Annotated in this window: 21 protein-coding genes; 12 read left to right on the top strand and 9 right to left on the bottom strand. The window is 71.9% G+C overall.

Going from position 1 to position 21584, the window contains the following annotated elements; translation table 11 throughout:
• Window positions 1-125 precede the first annotated feature (125 nt).
• Window positions 126-1295, top strand: a complete 1170-nt coding sequence (xylA, locus tag AC07FA_RS08660) for a xylose isomerase (RefSeq protein WP_479074047.1) — start codon at window positions 126-128, stop codon at window positions 1293-1295.
• A gap of 112 nt (window positions 1296-1407) precedes the next feature.
• Here xylA and AC07FA_RS08655 read toward each other — a convergent pair whose 3' ends face one another.
• From AC07FA_RS08655 to AC07FA_RS08635, 5 genes are all read right to left on the bottom strand, one after another.
• On the bottom strand, window positions 1408-1845 hold the full coding sequence (locus AC07FA_RS08655) for a protein-tyrosine phosphatase family protein (protein WP_479074046.1): 438 nt from the start codon (window positions 1843-1845) through the stop codon (window positions 1408-1410).
• Window positions 1842-3101, bottom strand: coding sequence for an ROK family protein (locus tag AC07FA_RS08650; RefSeq protein WP_479074045.1), 1260 nt, complete (start codon window positions 3099-3101; stop codon window positions 1842-1844). The genes AC07FA_RS08655 and AC07FA_RS08650 overlap by 4 nt, the downstream gene beginning before the upstream one ends.
• Before the next feature lie 122 nt (window positions 3102-3223).
• Window positions 3224-3847 carry a DUF305 domain-containing protein gene (locus AC07FA_RS08645; protein ID WP_479074262.1) on the bottom strand — a complete coding sequence of 208 codons (624 nt, stop codon included), beginning with the start codon at window positions 3845-3847 and terminating at the stop codon, window positions 3224-3226.
• A 26-nt stretch (window positions 3848-3873) separates the two neighbouring features.
• Window positions 3874-4530: a DUF3105 domain-containing protein gene (locus AC07FA_RS08640; protein WP_479074043.1), complete on the bottom strand. Its 657-nt coding sequence runs from the start codon at window positions 4528-4530 to the stop codon at window positions 3874-3876.
• A gap of 121 nt (window positions 4531-4651) precedes the next feature.
• The gene (locus AC07FA_RS08635) at window positions 4652-5080 is read right to left on the bottom strand and encodes a hypothetical protein (protein WP_479074042.1); all 429 of its coding nucleotides are present in this window, start codon (window positions 5078-5080) and stop codon (window positions 4652-4654) included.
• A 175-nt stretch (window positions 5081-5255) separates the two neighbouring features.
• Here AC07FA_RS08635 and AC07FA_RS08630 point away from each other — a divergent pair, with 175 nt between their 5' ends.
• The 3 genes from AC07FA_RS08630 to AC07FA_RS08620 all read left to right on the top strand — a co-directional run bounded on the left by AC07FA_RS08630 (window position 5256) and on the right by AC07FA_RS08620 (window position 8251).
• Window positions 5256-5693 carry a MarR family winged helix-turn-helix transcriptional regulator gene (locus AC07FA_RS08630; RefSeq protein WP_479074041.1) on the top strand — a complete coding sequence of 146 codons (438 nt, stop codon included), beginning with the start codon at window positions 5256-5258 and terminating at the stop codon, window positions 5691-5693.
• 282 nt (window positions 5694-5975) lie between these two features.
• Window positions 5976-7748 carry an FUSC family protein gene (locus AC07FA_RS08625; protein WP_479074040.1) on the top strand — a complete coding sequence of 591 codons (1773 nt, stop codon included), beginning with the start codon at window positions 5976-5978 and terminating at the stop codon, window positions 7746-7748.
• The gene (locus AC07FA_RS08620; protein WP_479074039.1) at window positions 7745-8251 is read left to right on the top strand and encodes a MarR family winged helix-turn-helix transcriptional regulator; all 507 of its coding nucleotides are present in this window, start codon (window positions 7745-7747) and stop codon (window positions 8249-8251) included. The genes AC07FA_RS08625 and AC07FA_RS08620 overlap by 4 nt, the downstream gene beginning before the upstream one ends.
• A gap of 13 nt (window positions 8252-8264) precedes the next feature.
• On the opposite strand, the gene AC07FA_RS08615 is transcribed toward AC07FA_RS08620, so the two are convergent.
• Window positions 8265-9062, bottom strand: coding sequence for an IclR family transcriptional regulator (locus AC07FA_RS08615; protein WP_479074038.1), 798 nt, complete (start codon window positions 9060-9062; stop codon window positions 8265-8267).
• 408 nt (window positions 9063-9470) lie between these two features.
• Here AC07FA_RS08615 and AC07FA_RS08610 point away from each other — a divergent pair, with 408 nt between their 5' ends.
• The 6 genes from AC07FA_RS08610 to AC07FA_RS08585 all read left to right on the top strand — a co-directional run bounded on the left by AC07FA_RS08610 (window position 9471) and on the right by AC07FA_RS08585 (window position 15573).
• Window positions 9471-11102, top strand: a complete 1632-nt coding sequence (locus AC07FA_RS08610; RefSeq protein WP_479074036.1) for a sensor histidine kinase — start codon at window positions 9471-9473, stop codon at window positions 11100-11102.
• Window positions 11099-11506, top strand: coding sequence for a roadblock/LC7 domain-containing protein (locus AC07FA_RS08605; protein ID WP_328906935.1), 408 nt, complete (start codon window positions 11099-11101; stop codon window positions 11504-11506). Before AC07FA_RS08610 ends, AC07FA_RS08605 begins: the two co-directional genes overlap by 4 nt.
• Entirely contained in the window at window positions 11503-11871 is a 369-nt protein-coding gene (locus tag AC07FA_RS08600) for a DUF742 domain-containing protein (protein WP_479074035.1), read from the top strand. The genes AC07FA_RS08605 and AC07FA_RS08600 overlap by 4 nt, the downstream gene beginning before the upstream one ends.
• Window positions 11852-12466 carry a GTP-binding protein gene (locus AC07FA_RS08595; RefSeq protein ID WP_479074033.1) on the top strand — a complete coding sequence of 205 codons (615 nt, stop codon included), beginning with the start codon at window positions 11852-11854 and terminating at the stop codon, window positions 12464-12466. The genes AC07FA_RS08600 and AC07FA_RS08595 overlap by 20 nt, the downstream gene beginning before the upstream one ends.
• Before the next feature lie 161 nt (window positions 12467-12627).
• Window positions 12628-14160, top strand: coding sequence for a cytochrome P450 (locus tag AC07FA_RS08590; RefSeq protein ID WP_479074032.1), 1533 nt, complete (start codon window positions 12628-12630; stop codon window positions 14158-14160).
• 66 nt (window positions 14161-14226) lie between these two features.
• The gene (locus tag AC07FA_RS08585) at window positions 14227-15573 is read left to right on the top strand and encodes a 6-phospho-beta-glucosidase (RefSeq protein ID WP_479074030.1); all 1347 of its coding nucleotides are present in this window, start codon (window positions 14227-14229) and stop codon (window positions 15571-15573) included.
• Between the two features lie 65 nt (window positions 15574-15638).
• Here AC07FA_RS08585 and AC07FA_RS08580 read toward each other — a convergent pair whose 3' ends face one another.
• The 3 genes from AC07FA_RS08580 to AC07FA_RS08570 form a co-directional block, all read right to left on the bottom strand.
• Complete coding sequence (locus AC07FA_RS08580) at window positions 15639-19256, bottom strand: DUF4132 domain-containing protein (RefSeq protein WP_479074029.1); 3618 nt, start codon at window positions 19254-19256, stop codon at window positions 15639-15641.
• Between the two features lie 130 nt (window positions 19257-19386).
• Window positions 19387-19827 carry a hypothetical protein gene (locus AC07FA_RS08575; protein WP_479074028.1) on the bottom strand — a complete coding sequence of 147 codons (441 nt, stop codon included), beginning with the start codon at window positions 19825-19827 and terminating at the stop codon, window positions 19387-19389.
• Window positions 19821-20279 (bottom strand): ATP-binding protein, encoded by a 459-nt coding sequence (locus AC07FA_RS08570; protein ID WP_479074027.1) that lies wholly within the window; start codon window positions 20277-20279, stop codon window positions 19821-19823. Before AC07FA_RS08570 ends, AC07FA_RS08575 begins: the two co-directional genes overlap by 7 nt.
• A 204-nt stretch (window positions 20280-20483) precedes the next feature.
• On the opposite strand from AC07FA_RS08570, the gene AC07FA_RS08565 reads away from it, so the two are divergent.
• Together AC07FA_RS08565 and AC07FA_RS08560 are read left to right on the top strand one after the other, a co-directional pair.
• Window positions 20484-21344, top strand: a complete 861-nt coding sequence (locus tag AC07FA_RS08565; RefSeq protein ID WP_479074026.1) for a helix-turn-helix domain-containing protein — start codon at window positions 20484-20486, stop codon at window positions 21342-21344.
• On the top strand, window positions 21344-21580 hold the full coding sequence (locus tag AC07FA_RS08560) for a DUF397 domain-containing protein (RefSeq protein ID WP_479074025.1): 237 nt from the start codon (window positions 21344-21346) through the stop codon (window positions 21578-21580). Before AC07FA_RS08565 ends, AC07FA_RS08560 begins: the two co-directional genes overlap by 1 nt.
• The last annotated feature ends 4 nt before the right edge of the window (window positions 21581-21584 follow it).

Raw genomic sequence — 21584 nt, 5'->3', positions numbered from 1 at the left:
AGGTTTTGTGGTGGTGGGGGTTACGTCGCCGGGGCGTCCCGTGCATGATTAGTCATGACACTGAACAAATAGGGTCGGCCGGTAATCCGGTACCGGACCCGACAGCACTCGAAGGCGGCCAGACGATGACGGAACGCTTCACGCCCACACCGGAGGACAAGTTCAGCTTCGGTCTGTGGACGGTGGGCTGGCAGGGGCGCGACCCGTTCGGTGACGCGACCCGCGCGGCGATCGACCCGGTCGAGTCGGTGCGGCGGCTCGCCGAGCTCGGCGCGTACGGAGTCACGTTCCACGACGACGACCTGATCCCGTTCGGCTCGACGGACGCGGAGCGCGAGGGGCTCGTCAAGCGGTTCCGGCAGGCGCTGGACGCGAACGGCCTCGTGGTGCCGATGGCCACGACGAACCTCTTCACCCACCCGGTCTTCAAGGACGGGGCCTTCACCGCCAACGACCGGGACGTCCGCCGGTACGCGCTCCGCAAGACCCTGCGCAACATCGATCTCGCCGTCGAGCTCGGCGCCACCACCTATGTGGCGTGGGGCGGGCGCGAGGGCTCGGAGTCCGGCGCGGCGAAGGACATCGGGACCGCGCTCGACCGGATGAAGGAAGCCTTCGACCTGCTGGGCGACTACGTCACCGAGCAGGGCTACGACCTGCGCTTCGCCATCGAGCCCAAGCCGAACGAGCCGCGCGGCGACATCCTCCTGCCGACCATCGGCCACGCCCTCGCCTTCATCGAGCGCCTGGAGCGCCCGGAGCTGGTCGGCGTGAACCCGGAGACCGGGCACGAGCAGATGGCCGGGCTCAACTTCCCGCACGGTATCGCCCAGGCGATGTGGGCCGGAAAGCTCTTCCACATCGACCTCAACGGCCAGTCCGGCATCAAGTACGACCAGGACCTGCGCTTCGGCGCGGGCGACCTGCGCCAGGCGTTCTGGCTGGTCGACCTGCTGGAGCGCGGTGGCTACGAGGGCCCGCGCCACTTCGACTTCAAGCCGCCGCGGACCGAGGACTACGCGGGCGTCTGGGCCTCGGCCGAGGGCTGCATGCGCAACTACCTGATCCTCAAGGAGCGCGCCGCGGCCTTCCGCGCGGACCCGGCCGTGCAGGAGGCGCTGACCGCGTCACGCCTGGACGAGCTGGCCCTGCCCACCGCCGGGGACGGGGTCGCGGGACTGCTCGCCGACCGTTCGGCGTACGAGGAGTTCGACATCACGGCGGCCGCCGAACGCGGCATGGCGTTCGAGGCCCTGGACCAGCTGGCGATGGACCACCTGCTCGGGGTGCGCTGACCCCGGCCGCGTACGAACCGGGCGCGGGCCCGGGGCCGCGGCGGGCGCGGGACGGAAGCGGCGGCTTCCTTCCCCCGCCCGTCGTACGCACCCGGGCCCGCGCCCGTCCGCGTCACACGAGGGCGTCGAAGCGCCGCACGAAACGCTGCTGCCACGGTGTCTCGACCGCGCGGTGGTGGTAGCCGCCGCGGACGAACGCCACCGCCCGGTCCGCCGGGACCCCGTCCAGCACCGCCATGCACGCCAGGGCCGTCCCCGTACGTCCGATGCCACCGCCGCAGGCGACCTCCACCCGGTCCGTCGCGGCCCGCGCCAGCGCCTCGCCGAACACCTCCCGGGCCCGCTCGCGGTCCGCGGGAAGCCGGAAGTCGGGCCAGCGCACCCACCGCGACTCCCAGGCTACGGGCGCCGGCTCCTTGCCCAGCAGATACACCCCGAAAGTGGGGACAGGCCCGGCGGGAAGCGGGTGGCGCAGCCCCCGCCCGCGCACCAGCAGGCCGGAAGGCAGGGCCAGCACACCCGCGTCATCGGTTCCCCAGGTCTCGCTCATCGTGTCGCCGCCTTCGGTTCGTTGCGCCCCGCGTACGCCACGGGGTCGGCCAGTACGTCCTGTGTCACCAGGGCCGCCGCGCCCCGGGCGGCGTCCCCCGCGACCGACGAGGCGCGCAGCCGTCCGCTGCCCGGGGACCAGAGGCCGGACACCACCCGGCCCGTCAGCTCCTCGTCGGCCGGCGGCGCGAGCCACGGCATCAGGCTCCGGTAGATGCCGCCGAGCACCACCGCCTCGGGGTCGATCAGATTCACCGCGCCCGACAGCACCCTGCCCAGCATCCGGCCGGCCTCCGCCACCGCCGCCACCGCCCGCGCGTCGCCCGCCCGCGCACGCCGCTCCAGTTCGGCCACCGGGCCGGGGCGGGCCTCGTCGATGCCCGCCGCCCGCAGCAGCGCGGTCTGTCCCGCGTACTGCTCCAGGCAGCCCCGGGAACCGCAACGGCACTCCGGACCCGCCGGGTCCACCACCACGTGTCCGATCTCCCCGGCGAAGCCGTGCGCGCCGCGCAGCAGTTCGCCGTCGAGCACCAGCGCTCCGCCGACCCCGATCTCGCCGGTCAGATAGAGAAAGCTGCGCGCCGTGTCGAGGCCGCCGAACCACAGCTCGGCCAGCGCCGCGAGATTGGCCTCGTTCTCCGAGCTCACCGGCAGCGCCGCCCGGCCGGGGCGCAGCCCGGCGAGCGCGCTCGCGAACAGCTCCTCGGCCGGCACCTGGTTCCAGCCCAGGTTGGGCGCCTGACGCACCGAACCCCCGGACACCAGACCCGGCAGCGCGAGCGCCGCCCCGACGGGGTACAGATCCTGTTCGCGCGCCGATTCCAGGGCGCGGGCGGCGATCCCCGCCGCCCGGGCCACCACCTCGGCGGGCGGCGCGCCCCGGTTGTCGAGGTGCTCGGTCTGGCGGACCCGTCCGGTGCCCGCCAGATCCACGACGCACACCGACACATAGTCGATGTTGATCTCCACGCCGAGGCCGGCCGGTCCCGTACGCGCCACCTTGAGGGCCGTGCCCGGGCGCCCGGCCTGCCCGCTGAACGTCTTCCCGGACTCGGTGAGGAAGCCGCTGTCGAGGAGCTGCTCGACCAGAGACGACACGGCGGCCCGGGTCAGCCCCACCCGGCCGGCCACTCCGGCCCTCGTCGCTTCCCCGGCCTCGCCCTCGTCCCGGACGGCCCGCAGCACGAGACTCAGATTGTGACGCCGCACGGTGTCCTTGTCCGCCTTGGGCCCCAGGGGTGTGAGGTTGCTCTTCATATAGTCGTCGACCCTATCTCCCGGCCGGCCACCGCCGACCGCCGAACAGCGCGAAGGGCCGCCCCGTCGCCCGGCGGACCGGGGCGACGGGGCGGCCTTCGCAGGACGGCTGCCCGCGCCCGTCAGGCGGTGGCGCCGCGCTGTTCGAGCATGTCCGCCATGAGCCCGATCTCCGACTGCTGGCCGCGGACCATGCCCGCCGCCAGGTTCTTGATCTCCGGCGTGCCCGCCGAACCGGCCGCCGCCCGCGCCATCTCGGCGCCCGCGCGGTGGTGGACGGTCATCAGCCGCAGATACAGGACCTCGGCCGCCGTGCCCTCGGCCTCACGCAGCTCGTCCAGCTCCGCGTCGGTGGCCATGCCCGGCATCAGCGAGCCGTCACCCGCGGCCGTGACGGTGTGCCCCATCCACTCCATGGGCGGCCGCTCCGAACTCTTCGGCCTGCCCCACATCTCCAGCCAGCCCAGCATCATGCCGCGCTGGTTGGCCTGGGTGTTGATGATGTCGTACGCGAGACGGCGTACGTCCTCGTCGTCCGTCCGGTCCCGGACGATGAAGGACATCTCGACCGCCTGCTGGTGATGGACCGCCATGTCGCGGGCGAAGCCCACGTCGGCGGAGGTCTCCGCGGGCGCGGCCGAGGACGACGTACCGGAAGCGGAGGGGGCCGCCGAGGACGGCTGCCCGATCGTGAGCACCACCAGCCCCAGCGCCAGCAGGAACACCACGGCGCCCGCCAGCACCATCGGGCGGGGGACGCGTACGGCGGAGGTCACTTGTCCAGCCCGCCCGAGCAGGCGGCGCCCGGCTCAGGCGTCTGCGGGCCCTGGACGTACTTGGCGAAGAACTGGGCGACGCGCGCGTCGGTGGCGCTCTTCACCGTGACCTGCTTGCCCCAGGCACTGAGGATCAGCGGGTCGTCCTGGTCGGAGACGGGGCTCATCAGGGAGTACGGGGTGGACGAGACGCGCTTGCCGAGCGCCTTGATGTCCGCGTCCTTCGCCTTGTCGTTGTACGTGACCCAGACCGCGCCGTGCTCCAGGGAGTGGACCGCGTTCTCCTTCGGTATCTCCTCGGTGTAGACGTCGGCGTCGCAGTTCATCCACACCTGGTTGTGGTCGCCGCCGACGGGCGGGTTCATCGGGTAGTCGACCTTCTTGCTCACGTGGTTCTGCTTCAGCTTGTCCCAGGTCCGCTCGCCCTTGACCGGGGAGGCCTTGGCCTGCTCCTCGGCCTTGTCCTTGTCGTCGGCCGCGGCCATCAGATAGCCGCCTCCGGCGACGAGTGCGGCGACCACGGCGACGGAGGCGCTGATGGTGATGATGCGGACGCGCCGCTCGCGTGCCCGTTCCTTGCGGCGGGCTTCGTCGAGCTTGGCCCGGCGGGCGGCGGCGGGGGTGTTCTGGTTCTTGTTCTTGGCGGAAGCCATGGCAGGTCCTCGGGTTCAACGGGACGCACGCGCGGGCGCGCGCGGTGCGTGGGGAAGAGGCAAGGGGCGGCACCGCTCCCGGCACCGGCGGAACCGCCGGGTGCGAGGAGGGGCCCCGCCTCTAGATCCGTTGGATCTGCAGCCGGAGACGGTCCACGGCGCCCACACCGTCGTTGGACGGGCCGCGGATGGCGGCGGCGCCGGTGAGCGGGACGGCCGGGACCGCCGCGAGAGCGGTGGGAAGGCCGGCGAGCGCGGGCGGGCCGGGCAGCACGACGGCAGAGGAGTGGTCCGAGGCGCCGTGGCAGGAACTGCCCATGCCCCGGTGGTCCGGTGCGTGCGCCATGACGAGCGACGCGGCCGTACCGGGCGTCGGGGTCATGGCCCGGGCGGGCGCCGAGAGCCGGGCGTCGCCGGGCGGCGGAGCGGCCGCCGCGGTGCTCAGTGAGCAACAGAACACCATCGCCAGGAGGACCAGGACCCAGCCCACAGCGGCGGGCACACGTGTGCCGCTCCGTCGCCGGTCCGTCCGCTCGCTCAGCCTGGTCATCGCCGCCATCGTAGTGGTGTGTGAAGATTCAAGGAGTATGGGGTCGCAGGTTCGCGGGTTAGTGTGCCCAGACGGCCACACGCTCGAACATATCTGCGGGCCGGGTTCCGCGCCGTGGTCTTCGTACACTGAGCGCGCAGGAAACCCCGGGGAGCAGAGCGAAAGGACGGCGTCCGTGGCCGCGGTCGACTTGAGCACGCATCCGGGGCACCTGGCCAGACGCCTCCAGCAGGCCCACCACCTGCTGTGGAACACGATGGTCTCGGAAGAGATCACCTCGCCCCAGTTCGCCGTGCTGAACACCCTGGTCGCCGAACCCGGGCTCGATCAGCGGACCGTGGGGGAGCGGGTCGGGCTCGACCGTTCCACCATCGCCGAACTGATCAGCCGGCTGCTGCGCCGGGAGCTCCTGGACAAGGTGCGCGACCCGCACGACGGCCGCCGTTCTCTGCTGCGTCTGACGGAGGACGGCGCCCGCACCCACGGCAGGCTCGCGCAGCGCGCCGCCCGTATGAACCACGTCTTCCTCGGCCCGCTCTCCGCCGAGGAGCAGCAGGTCTTCCTCGAACTGCTGCGCAGGGTCTCGGACGCCACGGAGAACCTGCGCACCTGAGACGTCCGCGACCCTGCGGAGCCGAGACGTCCGTGCGCCTCAGCTCTCGCCGTACGACTTGTGAATACCGAACGCGGCGCCCTGCGGGCCGCGAAGGACGGCGATCCGGGGTCCGTCCGGGTTCTGGTGGGCGGCAGCATCAGGTCGCCGCCCGCGCTCAGCGCGTGCGGACCTGCACGCACCCACGAGTGTCTCCCTGCACGCCATGGCCGGCCGGGCCCACCGGCCATCGGGCCGCTGCGCCAAGTCTTTTACGTGTGTAATACCTGCTAAGATATTTAAGTGAGTGATACAGCTATTCGGTACCGGCGGCCCTCCGTCCGCACTCTCCGGGCAGCCGGAGCACTGCGCCTCGCGCGCCCCTCGGACACCTGGTTCAAACCGGCGCTCAGCGTCGTCGTCGCCTCCGCCGTGCCCGACCTGCTGCTCTTCGCCGTGGACCGCCTCGACCTCGTGATGTACACGATGGCGGGGTCGCTCTGCGCGCTCTACGGCCACAGCCTGCCGTACGCCCGACGGGCCGGCACCGTGGCGCGCGTGGTGCTCGGCATGCTCGTCGGCGTCGCGATCTCGCTGGTCGTCGCCTCGGTCACTGACTCGACCGCGATCCTGATCGCCGTCGCCGCGATGCTGGCCGCCGCGCAGAAGGCACTCTGTGACGCGACCCGCATCGGTCCGCCCGGCCCGGTGATCTTCACCTTCGTCACCTCCGCCGCCCTGTTCACCCCCCAGGAACTCGGCCAGGTCCCCGGACGCCTCGCCCTGACCCTTGCCGCGGGCACCGTTTCCTGGCTCGTCACCGTCGGCCCCGCACTGCTGCGCAGGGAGGGCCCCGAGCGCCGCGCCACCGCCCGCGCCCTCGACGCCGCCGCGGCGTACGCCGCCGCCCCCGGCCACCGCACCCGCCACGCCGCTGCCGCGGCCGTCCACACCGCCTGGCAGTCGCTGCTCGCCACGGGCCGCTCCACCCCCGTACGCCGGGAACTGGAACGCCTCGTCGTCCACGCCGAGGCCTCGCTCGCGGCGACGGCCGTCGAGGAGCGGCAGGGCCGCGAGGCACCGGTGCACGACGCGGGCACCGCCCCCGGAGCGGCACTCCTCTTCGCCGACAGCGCCGCGTCGGCACCCGCCGCCGATCCTGCCCACCTCCGCGCCTGGGCCGCCGCGACGCGAGCGCGCGGGCCCGTGCCCACCCCGCCCCCCGTGCCGGGCACCACGGCGGAGCTCTTCGGCGCCGACGCCGAACGGGCCGCTCACCGCGAACTCCGCGGCCGCCGCCCGCTCCTGCGCGCGCTCGCCCCCGGCTCCCCGCTGCTGCCCATCGCCGCCCGTACCCTCATCGGCTGCGCCCTGGCCGGATACGTCTGCGCCGCCCTCGGGGCCGGCCGCCCCTACTGGGCGATCGTCACCGCCGCCTCCCTCTACCAGGCCAATATCACCCTGTCCTGGAACCGGGCCCTCCAGCGCACCCTCGGCAACCTCATCGGTGTGCTGGTCTTCGCCGCCGTCCTGCCGCTCAGCAGGACCGGCCCGCTCGCCCTCGTCGCCTGCTGCCTGTTCTTCAACTTCGCCGCCGAGGCCCTCATCACCCGCAACTACTGGCTCGGCTCGGTCGCCGTCACCCCGATGGCCCTCCTGGTCCTGGAGTTCAGCGGTACCCACCCGGCCGGTGAACTCATCGGGGACAGGGTCGTCGACACGCTGGTCGGCGCGGTCGTCGGCTTCCTCGCCGCGACGGCCGTCACCAACCGGCGCGCCTCCGGGCACGTCGAGAAGGCCCTGGCCGCGACCGACGCGGCCCGCGCCCACGCCGTACGGGCCATCGCCGACCCGGCGTCCGGACCGGCCCGGCTCGACGCGGCACGACGCGGGCTCACCGGCTCCCTCGTCGAACTGCGCACGGCCACCGACGCCGCGGCCGGCGAATGGTGGCAGCGCGCCCTGCCCGAGGAACAGCTCCTCGCAGCCGAGCAGGCCGGACACCGTACGCTCGCCGCAACAGCACGAAGGCAAGGGCTGATCGCCCTCGGGCCTCCACAGGACGGAGCGGCGTGACCGACGACATCGTGGCCTCGGTGGTACGGCAGTGGCAGGCCGTCAATCCGGAGCTCGACACCGGCCCGATGGAGCTCATCGGCCGCATCAACCGCTGCGCCGCGCTGCTCCAGCAGGCGGAGGACGCCCCCCTGCGCTCCGCCGGGCTGACCCGCGCCGAGTTCGACCTGCTCGGCGCCGTGCGCCGTACCGACCGCGAACTCACGCCCGGCGAGCTGGCCCGCGAGACGTTCTCGTCGGGCGCCGCCGTCACCAAACGCCTCCGCGCCCTCCAGGAACGCGGTCTGGTCGACCGCCGCGGCGACGCCCGTGACCGCAGGGTCGCCCATGTCCGCCTCACCGACGAGGGCCGGGCCCTGGTCGACCGGCTGCTGCCCCAGCAGCTCGCGTACGAACGCGCCGTCCTCTCCGGCCTCGACGACGAGGCCCGCAGTCGGCTGAGCGCGCAGCTCAGCGAACTGCTGGTGCAGCTGGAGGGCCGGATCGGCGGCGCCCGCCGCTGATCCGGCCCGAACATCAGGGCGCTTCCGCCGGCCTCAGCAGCGAGGCCGACCGCCGCAACCGCCGTGCGAACTCCACCAGTGCCGCGTCGTCACCCCGGTCGGCCGGCGCCGCGGCGGTCAGGGCCAGCCGGTCGCGGGGGCCCGCCCCGCAGAGGGGGACGGCGACGGTGTGCATGCCCCGGACCGACTCACCGCGGCTGACCGCGTGACCGAGATCGCGGATCTCCGCCAGCTCGTCCAGCAGCTCCGCTCGCGAGGTGAGCGTGCGGGGAGTGGACGCGGGCAGCGTCTCCCGCGGGTAGAGGGCGCACACCTGATCGGCCGTCATCCGTGAGAGCAGCAGTTTGCCGCCCGAGGTCGCATGGGCGGGGTGCGTGCGCCACATCTCCAGCACCACCCGCACCGGCTGGGACGACTCGCGGCCGTCGGTGACGATGACCCGGTCCCCGATCAGCGCGGCACTCTGTACGGTCTCGCCGGTACGCCGGGCGGCGTCCTCGAGTACGTCGGTGAGGCGCGCCCGCAGCGCCGCGCCGAAGCCGGCCGGCCGGCCGAGCCGGATCAGTTCGGGACCCGCCGAGTACCCCCGGCCGGAGGGGTCCCGGGTCGCGAAGCCCCGTCCCTCCAGGGTGAAGAGCACCCGGTGCGCGGTGGACCGGCCGACCGACAGGAGCTCCGCGGCCTCGGAGACGGTGAGCGTGTCGTGGGTGAGGAAAAGTCGCATCAGCCGCAGGCCGGTGTCCAGTGACTCGATGGTGCAGCCCCGCGTGGCCGCGATGGCTTCTTTCCGGTGAATCAGTCCGTCGGTCATGAATCTGCTCCTTTCGATCCGGTTCGATCACCTGTTCCGCTGTCCCGTGGTGAGGGACAGGAGTAGTGGCTCAGGAATCGAATAGGGCGCCCGTGTGCGGTGATCGGTGCGCGTGCGGCGCTTCAGCATCCCGCACCACGGGACGTACGAGCACCGGAACCACGCGCCCTCGCCGCCGATTACTCCCCGCACACGTCCGACGCCATGGAGTGCAAAAACTCGTGAGTGTATTACTGCCGGAGTGCTCGCGCAGGGGGTTGGGTGAATATGCCGAGGCGGTGTTCTGATCTGGCTAAGCTCACGCGCATCGAAGTCGAGTTGATATGAATTCGAGCACTTGTTCACGACTGTCATCACAAGTGCGCAGATCTTCCGAATGCCCCCCGAATCAACCGCCAGAGGGTTTAGATGGTTCGTGTTGAATCACCACCGATTGACCGAGAAATCCCCGTAGTCCGTGCTGTGTTGCTGCCCCTTGTGCTGATGGCCGGCGCCACCGCCGCCGGCGCCGCGCTGGTGACCGAACCCGCGCGGATACCAGTCGTCTGGTGCGGTGCGATCGCCACGCTCGTGGTCGCCGTGTTCACCGTCGTACTCAACCGTCGCCGCCGCGCCATGAACGTCCAGCGTGCGCACTATGAACAGCGCATCGCCTACCTGGAACACCGCATCGCCGCGCACGACGCGGAGACCGTGCGGCTGACCAAGGAGCTGCTGCCTGCCGCGATCCGCCGGCTGCGTGCCAGCAACTCACCCGAAGAGGTGATGCGGGACATCGTCGACGCGGACGAGTCGTACCGCAATCTCCCCGAGGCCCTGCGCGGCCTGGTCTTCCAGATCCTCGACATCATCGACAACGAGGAGGCGATGCGTGACTCCGCGCAGCGCGCGTTCGTCAGTGTCGCCCGTCGCGTCCAGGCCATCGTCCACCGGCAGGCCAGCGAACTGCGGGAGATGGAGGACCACCACGGGCGCAACCCCGAGGTCTTCGACGACCTCCTCCGCATCGACCACGGCACCGCGCTGATCGGACGGCTCGCCGACTCCATCGCCGTGCTCGGCGGTGCCCGGCCCAGCCGCCAATGGCCCAAGCCCGTACCGCTGTTCAGCGTGCTGCGCGGTGCGATGTCCCGCATCCTCGAATACCAGCGCGTCGATCTGCACTCGATCGCCAAGGTCGCCATCGTCGGCACCTCGGTCGAACCGCTCATCCACGCCTGCGCCGAACTCCTGGACAACGCGACGCGGTACTCGCCGCCGCAGACCCGGGTGCACGTCACCGCGGTCGAGGTCCAGACCGGCGTCGCCATCGAGATCGAGGACGGCGGCGTCAGCCTCAGCGAGGAGGCCCGCGCCCGCGCCGAGAACATGCTCGCCCAGGCGCAGGCCGGCATCAACATGAACGACCTCGGCGAGTCCCCGCGCCTGGGCATGGCCGTCGTCGGCCGGATCTCCCGGATGTACCAGCTCCAGGTCTCCCTGCGGCAGTCCGCGTACGGCGGTGTCCGCGCCGTGGTGATCGTGCCGCGCGAAATGCTCACCACGGGCCCCGCTCCCGGTATCGCCCACGGCATCGGCGCCACCTCGCGGCCCCAGAGCTCGCTCGACATGTCGCAGCTCCAGCACGTCGTACCGCCGCCCGGCAAGCGCAAGTCCCGGCCCGTGTCCACGGAACTGCCGCCCTCGGTGGCCGCGGGCATGCCGGGCTACACGGAGAAGCCGGCCACCCCGGCGGTACCGGCTTCCGCCCTGGAGGACGACGTCCCCGTGGTGACCGAGTGGACCGAGGGCGGACTTCCGCAGCGCCGCAGCCGCGGCCGCGCCCCGCTCGGTTCGCACAACCTCCCGCAGCAGACGGCGCAGCCCTCCGTCCCCGCCGCGGGAGCGCACAACGGCCACAACGGCGGGCGGAGCAACGGCGAACCGCCGCCGCCCGGGCTCTGGCTTGAGGCATTCACCCAGGCGGTCAACGGTGTGCCCCAGGAACCGAAGAACGACGAGGACTCTGATGACGCGTGGGACAAGGGAGACCTGAAGTGATCCAGCAGCGCGGAAACATGGACTGGATGCTCAAGGAACTGGCCGACGACGTGCCGAGCATCCACCAGATCGTGGTGCTCTCCTCGGACGGTCTGCGCATCGCCCGGCACGGCGGCGACCCCGACGTCGCCGACCGTCTCGCCGCGGCCTGCGCGGGCCTGCAGAGCCTCGCCGCCGCCGTCGCCTCCGAAATCCCGTACAGCGACGGCCTGATGCGCCTCGTCGTCATCGAGGTCGACGGCGGGTTCTTCTACCTGATGGCAGCCGGGGCCGGCTCGTACCTCGCGGTGCTGGCCGACGAGACGGTCGACGCCGGACTGGTGGGAGCACGTATGCGCGACATGGTCGTCCGGATCGGCGCCCACCTTTCGAGCCCGCCCCGACATGACGGGCAGGCCGGATGAGTGCTCCCCGACGAGAACGCCGAAAGGCCGACCCGGCGCTGAACGATCCGGAACGGCTGTACGTGATCACCGGCGATCCCGACGGCGAGCGCGCGGCGCTCGACCTCGTCACGATGGTTGTCTCCCAGGCAGAACCCTCGCCGACGGTCCAGCCCGAGCAGGCCGCGATCCTGCGGCTCTGCCGGGCGCCGTTGTCCGTCGCCGAGATCTCCGCCTATCTGAGCCTGCCCTTCAGTGTCGTGACCTCGCTCCTGACCGAACTGCTCGCGAGCGAACAGATCGAATCGCGTGCGCCCATCGTCCGCGCCACTCTCCCGGACCGATCCCTTCTCGAAGCGGTGATGCATGGACTTCAGAAGCTCTGACACGATCACTGGCCCCCGGAGCGAGGACGTCCTGCCGACCACGGCCACGGCCGCGGTGAAGGTCGTCATCGTCGGCGGATTCGGGGTCGGCAAGACCACGATGGTCGGCTCGGTGAGTGAGATCCGGCCCCTGACGACCGAAGAGACCATGACCCAGGCCGGCGTCGGCGTGGACGACAACGCCGGGGTGGAGAGCAAGACCGCCACCACCGTCGCCATGGACTTCGGCCGGATCAGTCTCAGCGAGGAACTGATCCTCTACCTCTTCGGCACCCCAGGCCAGGAGCGGTTCTGGTTCCTGTGGAACGGGCTGTTCGAAGGAGCCCTCGGTGCTGTCGTCCTGATCGACACCCGGCGGCTCGAGGTCAGCTTCGATGTGATCGGCCGGCTGGAGGAGCGCGGCGTGCCGTTCGTCGTCGCCGTCAACACCTTCCCCGACGCACCGCATCACCCGGTCCAGGCGCTGCGTACCGCACTCGACCTGCCGGACGAGGTCCCGATGATCGACTGCGATGCCCGGCTGCGGGTCTCCAGCCGTGACGTGCTGATGACCCTGATGCGGTATCTGCACAGCCTCGCCGTACCCCTCGCCTGACGAAGGTGCGCGCTCGCGGCCCCCGCGCCCGCCCCGCGCGCACCTTCCCTCCGCGCACGTCCCGCACGCGCGGCCGCACGCGGCGCGCCGTCCCCACGAGCGCGCCCGCACCCCGCGCGCCCCTCGCCCGAACCCCGGGCGGCCCGACCCCTGGAGCGATTGTGACCACGCCCTTCCACCACGAACCCGGAACGGCCCCGGGGCCCGTGCCGCCCCCCGAGTGCCCCGCCCACGGCCTCGCCCCCGGCGGACTGCGCCGGTTCTACGGCCCCGAGGCCGAGAACGACCCGGCCGGCCTCTACGACAAACTGCGCGCCGAACACGGCACGGTGGCGCCCGTCCTGCTGCACGGAGACGTACCCGCCTGGCTCGTCCTGGGGCACAGCGAGAATCTGCATGTGACCCGGACGCCCTCGCAGTTCTCCCGGGACTCGCGGCGCTGGCGGGCCCTCCAGGACGGCAGCGTCGCCCCCGACCACCCGCTCGCACCGATCTTCACCTGGCAGCCGGTCTGCGCCTTCGCCGACGGCGCGAACCACGAGCGTCTGCGCGGCGCCGTCACCGACAGCATGGCGCGCATCGACACCCGCGGGGTACGCCGCCACGTCAACCGCTTCAGTAACCGGCTCGTCAACGACTTCTGCCTCAAGGGCACAGCCGATGTCGTCAGCCAGTTCGCCGAGCACCTGCCGATGATGGTGATGTGCGCGATCTTCGGCATGCCCGAGGACTACGACGACCGCCTCGTGCAGGCAGCCCGTGACATGACCCGCGGCACCGAGACCGCCGTCGCGAGCAACGCCCATGTCGTCAGCGCGCTCAGCCGGCTCGTCCAGCGCCGGCGTGCCGCTCCGGCGCCGGACTTCACGTCCTGGCTGCTGGAGCACCCCGCCTCGCTCACCGACGTCGAGGTCACCGAGCATCTCCGTCTGATCCTCATCGCCGCGTACGAGTCGACCGCCAACCTGATCGCCAACGTGCTGCGCATGGTGCTGACCGATCCGCGTTTCCGTGCCCGGCTCAGCGGCGGCCACATGACCGTCCCCGAAGCGGTGGAGCAGACGCTGTGGGACGAGCCGCCGTTCACCGCCGTGTTCGGCCGCTGGGCCGTGGGGGACACGGAGCTGGGCGGCCAGCAGATCAAGGCGGGCGACGCGCTGCTCGTCGGAATCGCCGCCGCCAACACCGACCCGAACGTACGCCCCGACCTCGCCGCCAACATGGAGGGCAACCGCGCCCACCTGGCCTTCAGCGGCGGACCGCACGAATGCCCGGGTCAGGACATCGGCCGTGCCATCGCCGACGTCGGGGTCGACGCGCTGCTCATGCGCCTGCCGGACATGGAGCTCGGTGTCGAGGAGAGCGAGCTGCGCTGGATCGGGAACATCATGTCCCGGCACCTCGTGGAACTGCCGGTGAAGTTCGCGCCGGGCCCGCAGATGGAGATCGACGCCGACCCGCTCACGCTGATGAGCCGGCCCCGGCCGCGCGACGACTGGCAGGTGTCGTCCCCGGCCCGGCCCACCTCCGCGCCCGGCTTCGGCACGGATGTTCCGCCGCCCGCCCACGCACCCGCCGTCGCCCCGCAGGAACCGGGAGCGCCGGACCCGGCACCCCCGATTCCCGGGCAGCGCAGGGCAGGCGCACCGGCCCGGCTGTGGCAGGCCGTGTCGCGCTGGTGGAACGGGTACTGACGCGCCGTCGGCGCCCGCACGGGTCTTCGGTCCGCGCGGGCGCCGACTTCCGTACCATCGAGCAGCGTGAAGCTGACAATTCTTGGCGGTGGCGGATTCCGGGTGCCTCTGGTGTACGGGGCACTTCTCGGCGATCACGCCGAGGGCCGCGTGACGCACGTGACGCTCTACGACACGGACGCGGATCGGCTCGGTGCCGTCGCCCGGGTCCTCGCCGAACAGGCGGATGGGGTCGGTGACGCGCCCGTCGTCGTCGCCACCACCGATCTGGACGAGGCACTGCGCGGTGCGGACTTCGTCTTCTCCGCGATCCGCGTCGGCGGCCTGGAGGGCCGCGCTGCCGACGAGCGGGTGGCGCTGGACGAAGGCGTACTGGGCCAGGAGACGGTCGGCGCGGGCGGCATCGCGTACGGACTGCGCACGGTGCCCGTCGCGGTGGAACTCGCCGGGCGCATCGCCCGGCTCGCCCCCGACGCCTGGGTCATCAACTTCACCAACCCGGCGGGACTGGTCACCGAGGCCATGTCCCGGCACCTCGGCGACCGGGTCATCGGCATCTGCGACTCGCCGGTGGGGCTCGGCCGCCGTGTCGCGCGCGTCCTCGGCGCCGACCCGGACCGGGCCCGGATCGACTACGTGGGACTCAACCATCTCGGGTGGCTGCGCGGGCTGTACGTCGACGGCCGCGACCTACTCCCGCGCCTCTTCGCGGACCAGGAACTGCTCGGCTCCTTCGAGGAGGGCAGGCTCTTCGGCACCGACTGGCTGCGGTCACTCGGCGCGATCCCCAACGAGTACCTGCACTACTACTACTTCAACCGGGAGGCGGTCCGCGCCTACCAGGAGGCCGAGCAGACCCGCGGCGCGTTCCTCCGGGAGCAGCAGGAGGGCTTCTACGCCCGGATGAAGGACCCGGCAGCCCCGCCGCTGACCACCTGGGACCGGACGCGCGCCGAGCGCGAGGCGACGTACATGTCGGAGAACCGTGACGTGGCGGGGGCCGGGGAGCGCGAGGAGAGCGATCTGGAGTCCGGCGGGTACGAGCAGGTCGCCCTCGCCCTGATGCGGGCCGTCGCCCGCGACGAACGGACCTCCCTCGTCCTGAACGTCCGCAATCGCACGACCCTGTCGGTGCTGGACGAGGACGCCGTGATCGAGGTGCCCTGCCTCGTCGACGCCAACGGGGCCCGTCCCGTCGCCGCCGACCCGCTGCCGTACCACGCGGTGGGCCTGGTCACGGCGGTCAAGGCCGTCGAACGGGCCGTACTCGACGCGGCGGAGACCGGCTCCCGCGCGGCAGCCGTCCAGGCGTTCGCCCTGCACCCGCTGGTCGACTCGGTCTCCGTCGCCCGCCGTCTGGTCGACGGGTACACGAAGGTCCACCCTGGCCTCGCCTACCTCGGCAAACCGTGAGATCAGGGCGTTTCCAGGGCCCGTATTCCGCCGCTGACCGGACGCCCGCCAGTCCGTACGCGGGCTCAGGCGACGGCGCCCTCGGTGAGTTCCGTCAGGTCGGCGATGAGCTCAGAGACGGTGAGCGGGTCCAGGTCGCCGAGGCGCAGGGAGTAACCGCGCCGCACCCAGTGATCAGCGGGCTCGCTGCCGAGCCACACCGTTTCGAGGGTCTGGTCGGGGAACATGTCGACCACTCCGACCGCGATGCCCGTGTCCAGCGCGATCACCAGATACTGGTCCTCGCCGAGCCGTTTCGAGATCCACCGCTCCACCCCCGCGTCCTGGGGCACCCCGCGCTGCCAGCCGCGCCGCTGGAGTCCGAGCACCTTGCCCGTGGGTACCGTGAGGCCCTCGAAGCGGGTCAGCCGGTAACCTCCGGCCTCCTCCTCGCTGAGCCCGAACACCGCTCGACCCAGCTGGGGGAAGGGCTGAAGGATCTCGTGGTCCGCGAACACCTGGCACCACACGTCGAGTCGGCCGTCCAGGTCCAGCGGGTGGGCCAGCCGTACGGTCGCGCCCTCGGTGAGGGTGAAGACGTCGTCCTCCGCGTCGGCGAACGTCCGGTCCTGCGCCACGCGGAACGCCGTGGTCGTCCCGTCCGCCTCGCTCAGCCACACCAGCCGGCGCACCAGATGCCCCATCAGTGGGTGTGCGACCAACAGTCCGGTGAACTCCGGCACCGTCCACGACCGCCCGGCGACCATCGCGGACTCCAGCCGCCGCACCTGGTCGGAGGCGATCGTCCGCACATCCTTCTTCAGGGCCATGAACCGCTTGCGTTCCGCCGGGGCCAGCTCGGCGTCGTCCCGAGCGCCGGGCATCGGCAGGTCCTTGCGGCGCTTGCCGTCACCGTCCAGGACGTACGGCCGCAGTTGCTCGTCGAAGCCGACGGTGAAGCGGCGGCTGCCGTAGTCGACGACCGTCGAACCGTCGGCGTCGAGCCCCAAGTCCGGCACCAGCCGGTCGGAGAGCTGATCGCCGGTCAGTCCGAGACCCGCCGCGACCTCGTCGATCTTCTCCTTGGCACGCTCCTTCAGCCCCTTGAACTTCACCCGCTGCGCGATGCCGTGCAGCTGCACGAGTGCGAAGTCGGTCCCGATGGCTGCCAGCACGCCGAGCCCTTCCACCGCCCGGTGGTGCGCACCCTCACCGGGCCACGACCGGATGACCGGGGTCAGCCGGCGGACCGTGGTGTCGTCACCCAGCAGACCGAGCGCGTGCAGCGCCCAGGATTCCCTGGCGGGGAGACCGGCCGTCGTCCACCCCTCGAAGAGCGCCCAGGCGAACTCGGCGAGCGAACCGGCGTCCGCCACCTCCTTGAGGACGGCGACTCCCGGATACACCTCACCGGGCTTCGACAGCGCCAGCATCGTCACCACATGGCGCGCCGACCGCTCGGGAAGCGCGCCACCGGACCGCACCACGATCTGCGGGAGCGGCGCGGGCTCGGCCCACCCCGGCAGCACCGGCATGGTGGCGGGCAGCAGCCGCTCCAGCGGGTCGGCGGCGAGCAGCGCGCCGATGGCTTCGGCCGCTCGGGCGCCGTACGCCCCGCCGGCCTCCAGGACCACCTGGTCGCCGTGGACCGCGGCGATCTGGAGCAGGGCCTGCTCGGCCGCCCGCCGCCGGGCGCCCGCTGGGCCTACGGCGTCCGGCACCAGGAGCCCGGCGGCGGCGACGCCGTGCCTGGCGAACCACGCGCGGGCCGTCGCGGCCGTGGACTTGAGCCGGACCGACCAGTCCGCCATGTGGCGGGCCACGGCCACATCGACGAACGGCAGCAGCAGCGGCGCGAGGGAACTCGGCTGGCGGGGCACGGCCCGCAGCAGCAGAGGCAGGGCGACGACGCCGAAGCGCGCGGCGATCGGCTTGAAGGTGTCGAGGCCGTCCCAGAGGTCGGTCGGGTCCCACGAGTCGAGGAGGGGAGTGACCAGTTCCGCGGGCCCGTGGACGTACACCCACGCCGGCTGGAGGTCCCCCGCGTCGAGCGTGTAGCGCAGACCGGCGAGGTCCTTCTCCCAGTCGCCTTCACCGTGCCGCTCCGTGTACCAGCTGGAGCAGGCCGCCCACGCGGCCTGTTCACCCGGCAGCCACTCCACCGAGGACCCGGTCGGCGCCGAGAGGCCGGCGACGACCGCGGCCGTGACCGTGGAGCGCTCCCGTGACCACGGAGGGGACGTCAGCACCGACGGCAGGGCCTCGGCCGGAGCGTCGGCGATCCGGTCGACGGGGTGGAGCAGAGGTTCCACGATCTCCGCGAGCCCCGCTTCCAGTGTCGGGAGCAGGTCCGCCACCAGGTCGCGGTGGGCGCCGATATGGCCGAGGAGCAGCCGCCGCGCCGCCGCGGGCACCGCGTCGGCAGTGTCGCGCAGCTCGGTGGCGAGCAGGCGGAGCGCCCGCACCGGATAGCGGCGCATCGCTTCGAGGAGTGCCGCGTGGGCGTGCTTCGAGTCCGAGTGCGCCAGCAGGGCCAGGAACGCCTCGTCCGTCGGGATCTCCACCAGCGCGCCGGCGACGGTGGCGTCGTCCGCGTAGCTCCTGCCGCCCAGACCCTCGGCCAGCAGCGGGGCGATGTCCGTGCCGATGCCTTCGGCGACCGTGGCGATCAGGGCCAGACTGTGACCGTGGCTGGGACGGTGCGGGAACACCTTCACCTGGTCCCCGGAGTTGAGCGAGCAGTACAGCATGGAGCACAGGGTCGGCTCGCGCTCGGCGATCACACCGGGATCGGAGCAGAGGTCGGCCACCCAGCCGGTTTCGCTGGGCGCCAGGTAGGACGCGAGGATCTTGCGCTGCGGGTCGGTGCGGTGCCTGGCCAGCGCCTCCACCGTCGCCCGGTAGGTCTCCTCGTCGGTCGCGGCCAGCAGCGCGCGGATGCGGTCGGCCGCCGGGCGGCGCCTGGCCGACCAGTACGAGTAGCCGGTGAGGGGGTACTGCCGCAGCCACGGGTCGTACCGCCGGTTGCCGTCCAGTTCCCAGTGGGCTTCGAGCGTGAACAGTTCCATGGTGGCGCGCGCCGCGAACGGCAGTCCGTAACGCGCCGTCCAGAGGTCCGCCCAGGTGGCCGGTGACATGCCGCGTCCCACGACGGCGGCCAGCGCGGCGGCACCGACGGGGGAGGGGCTCCCGGCGAGATGTGCGCGGCCGTGCTCCGCGAGCGTGGCGTCCGTGCCCGATGCGTCCAGGACCTCGTGGACCCACGCGGTCTCCCGGGACAGCTCTGCTTCGAGGGCTTCCATGTCCGGGCGCTTGGCCCTGCCGGGGGTCCTTTTCACGCCACCGCGCCGCGGGTGGAGCGCCCGCCGCCAGCCGGCGGGCAGGACGAAGGTGTCCTCGTCGGGGCGGCCCGCGGAGTTGTCCCCGGCAGCCGGAGCATCCATCTCCGACGACGCGCTGGAGGAAACCGCGTCCGCGTCGGCGGGAGCCGCGGCCGAGGCCCCGACCTCGCGATACCCCTTGCGTTCCTTCTCCGCGATCGTCTTGGTGACCTGCGCGTCCGCCGCCCGCACCGACGCGTACTCCTTCGACTGTGTACGTCCGTCGGTTCCGCACCGCCCGTACCGCACCGTCACGACGGCGCCGTCGGCCCCGGTCTCCCAGAACTTCGACGCGCTGCCCTCGACAAACTCCCAGCGGCGCACAGAACCGCCCCCCTCCACACCACGGACACCCGCTCCATGGCGGGTTTCGATCAGTGAGGCCACATTAGAACCAGCCACTGACAACGCCCCGGACAGGTGCGGGGGAGGGCCCCGCCGGGAGAGGTCCCGCTCAGGTGGCGGGTACGGCCCTCGGCGGGCCCGTCCGCGCCCAGGAGGGAGTCACGCCGGTCACCTGGCACACCATGAGGAAGAGCGGAATGGGCGGGGTGTAGGGCGTACGGCTGTCCGGTGTGTGGATGAGCCGTGGCCGCACCGAAGGGACGAAGGCCCCGGGGGCGTACGAAGCCTGCTCGGGCCAGTCCAGGTCGAGGTCCGAGCCCGCGGGAACGATCCACCACCAGCGGTCGGCGTCGGCGAACACGCACCCGGTGCGCGGCAGATGGGACATCAGCCGGAACCCGTAGCGCGCGGGCACCCCCACCGCGTCGCAGCCGAGGCTGGCGGAGAGCGCGGGCGGCAGCGAAAGCCTCACCCGGCCCCCGCCGCCACCCAGCTCGGGCGCCCGGGAGCGGCGCGCTCCGCGCAGCTGGGACAGGGCGTTCTTCAGCATGGCTGCTCCGTGCCCTGCGGCAGTTCCGCCCAGACGATGCGGCCCGACGCGTCTCCGGCGTCGTGGGACCCCCAGGCGCTGCTCATCGCGTCGACGAGCAGCAGGCCGCGTCCGTGCTCGTCGTCCGGGGTGCGGCACAGCCGCGGGCCGCCGGGCTGGTGGCCCTGGTCCTGCACCGCTATGCGCAGCCGCCGGTCGAGACGTCTGAGCTCGCAGACGACGCGTGAGCTCGCGGTGTGCACGACCGCGTTGGTGACCAGTTCGGACACGATGAGGAGCGCCGCGTCGCAGGCGTCGCCGCCGAGGCGCCACGCGTCCAGCCGGACCCGTGTCAGCCGTCTCGCACCGGCCACCGACTCCGGCTGCGCCGGCAGGGCGAAGCAGTAACGGAGCGCCTCCGTCCCGGGGCTGAGGTCCACGAGCCGGGGGATGAGCGCACTGCCAGGTGCCACGACCGATTCCTCACAGTGGGGGACGCGTCACGCTTCGCACCTTCGCGAGAAGCGCGGGCGTGACCATACGAACTGGTTCACTACCCAACTCTCTCTCTGTCGCGAACACTTGGCAAGGGGCACTCTGAAAATTGCAGAGTGGCTGTGTCTTTGACGCCACCCACATGGCACACTGCTCGCACACAGCGCATGGGGAGGTCTGAAGTGAGCGAACCGCGGTCCGCCCCGACCGTGGGCCAGGTCGTCCTCGGCAAGCGCCTGCAGGATCTGCGGGAACGCGTGGGCCTGAGCCGCGACCAGGCCGCCAAGGTGCTCCGGGTCGCTCCCGCGACCATACGCAGGATGGAGACGGCCGAGGTCGGACTCAAGATCCCTTACGTCCAGCTGCTGCTGAAGGCGTACGGGGTCGAGGACGGCGAGGCCGACTCCTTCGTCGAGCTCGCCGAAGAGGCCAACAAGCCCGGCTGGTGGCAGCGCTTCCACGACGTGCTGCCCGACTGGTTCAGCATGTACGTGAGCCTGGAGGGCGCCGCGAGCCTCCTTCGTATGTACGAGCCGCACTTCGTCCCCGGTCTCCTGCAGACCGAGGACTACGCACGCTCCGTCATGCGTACGGGAGCCGTCGGCCAGACCAGGCCCGAGGACATCGAGCGCCACGTGTCCCTGCGGATGGCGCGGCAGTCCCTGCTCACCAGGGCGGACGCCCCCAGGCTGTGGGTGGTCATGGACGAGACCGTCCTGCGCCGTCCGGTGGGGAGTACCGAAGTGATGCGCACCCAGATCGACCGGCTGCTCGAAGCCACCGAGATGCCCCATGTGACGCTCCAGATCGCCGAGTTCGCGACCGGTCACCACCCCGGCACGTACGGCCCCTTCGTCCTCTTCCGCTTCGCCGTCCCCGAACTGCCCGACATGGTCTACAGCGAGTACCTGACCGGTGCCGTCTACTTCGACGCGCGTCCCGAGGTGGCCTCCTACCTCGAAGTCATGGACCGCATGGCGGCTCAGGCCGCGACTGCACAACGCACGAAGGAAATCCTCCGGGACTTCCGCAAGGAGCTGTGATGAGCGACATCTACAACGGTATGCCGGCCGCCGACCTCGGCTCCGAAGGCTGGGCGAAGCCCTGGAGCGGCGGCAACGGGGGCAACTGCGTCGAGGCCATGAAGCTGGCCGACGGCAGAGTCGCCGTACGCCAGTCCGCGGACCCCGAGGGTCCCGCCCTCATCTACTCCAACGGCGAGATAGCCGCCTTCATCCAGGGCGCCAAGTCAGGTCAGGCCGACTTCCTTCTCACCTGACGCA

This window comes from Streptomyces sp. NPDC045968, assembly GCF_056430475.1.
Note: the sequence above shows the minus strand (reverse complement) of the source record. Positions and strands in the feature narration are given on the sequence as shown.

What these genes read in the sequence shown, in the direction of transcription:
- xylA (WP_479074047.1), top strand. Translation starts at nt 126, where the DNA reads ATGACGGAACGCTTCACGCCCACACCGGAGGACAAGTTCAGCTTCGGT.
- AC07FA_RS08655 (WP_479074046.1), bottom strand. Translation starts at nt 1,845, where the DNA reads ATGAGCGAGACCTGGGGAACCGATGACGCGGGTGTGCTGGCCCTGCCT.
- AC07FA_RS08650 (WP_479074045.1), bottom strand. Translation starts at nt 3,101, where the DNA reads ATGAAGAGCAACCTCACACCCCTGGGGCCCAAGGCGGACAAGGACACC.
- AC07FA_RS08645 (WP_479074262.1), bottom strand. Translation starts at nt 3,847, where the DNA reads ATGGTGCTGGCGGGCGCCGTGGTGTTCCTGCTGGCGCTGGGGCTGGTG.
- AC07FA_RS08640 (WP_479074043.1), bottom strand. Translation starts at nt 4,530, where the DNA reads ATGGCTTCCGCCAAGAACAAGAACCAGAACACCCCCGCCGCCGCCCGC.
- AC07FA_RS08635 (WP_479074042.1), bottom strand. Translation starts at nt 5,080, where the DNA reads ATGACCAGGCTGAGCGAGCGGACGGACCGGCGACGGAGCGGCACACGT.
- AC07FA_RS08615 (WP_479074038.1), bottom strand. Translation starts at nt 9,062, where the DNA reads ATGACCGACGGACTGATTCACCGGAAAGAAGCCATCGCGGCCACGCGG.
- AC07FA_RS08610 (WP_479074036.1), top strand. Translation starts at nt 9,471, where the DNA reads ATGGTTCGTGTTGAATCACCACCGATTGACCGAGAAATCCCCGTAGTC.
- AC07FA_RS08600 (WP_479074035.1), top strand. Translation starts at nt 11,503, where the DNA reads ATGAGTGCTCCCCGACGAGAACGCCGAAAGGCCGACCCGGCGCTGAAC.
- AC07FA_RS08595 (WP_479074033.1), top strand. Translation starts at nt 11,852, where the DNA reads ATGGACTTCAGAAGCTCTGACACGATCACTGGCCCCCGGAGCGAGGAC.
- AC07FA_RS08575 (WP_479074028.1), bottom strand. Translation starts at nt 19,827, where the DNA reads ATGCTGAAGAACGCCCTGTCCCAGCTGCGCGGAGCGCGCCGCTCCCGG.
- AC07FA_RS08560 (WP_479074025.1), top strand. Translation starts at nt 21,344, where the DNA reads ATGAGCGACATCTACAACGGTATGCCGGCCGCCGACCTCGGCTCCGAA.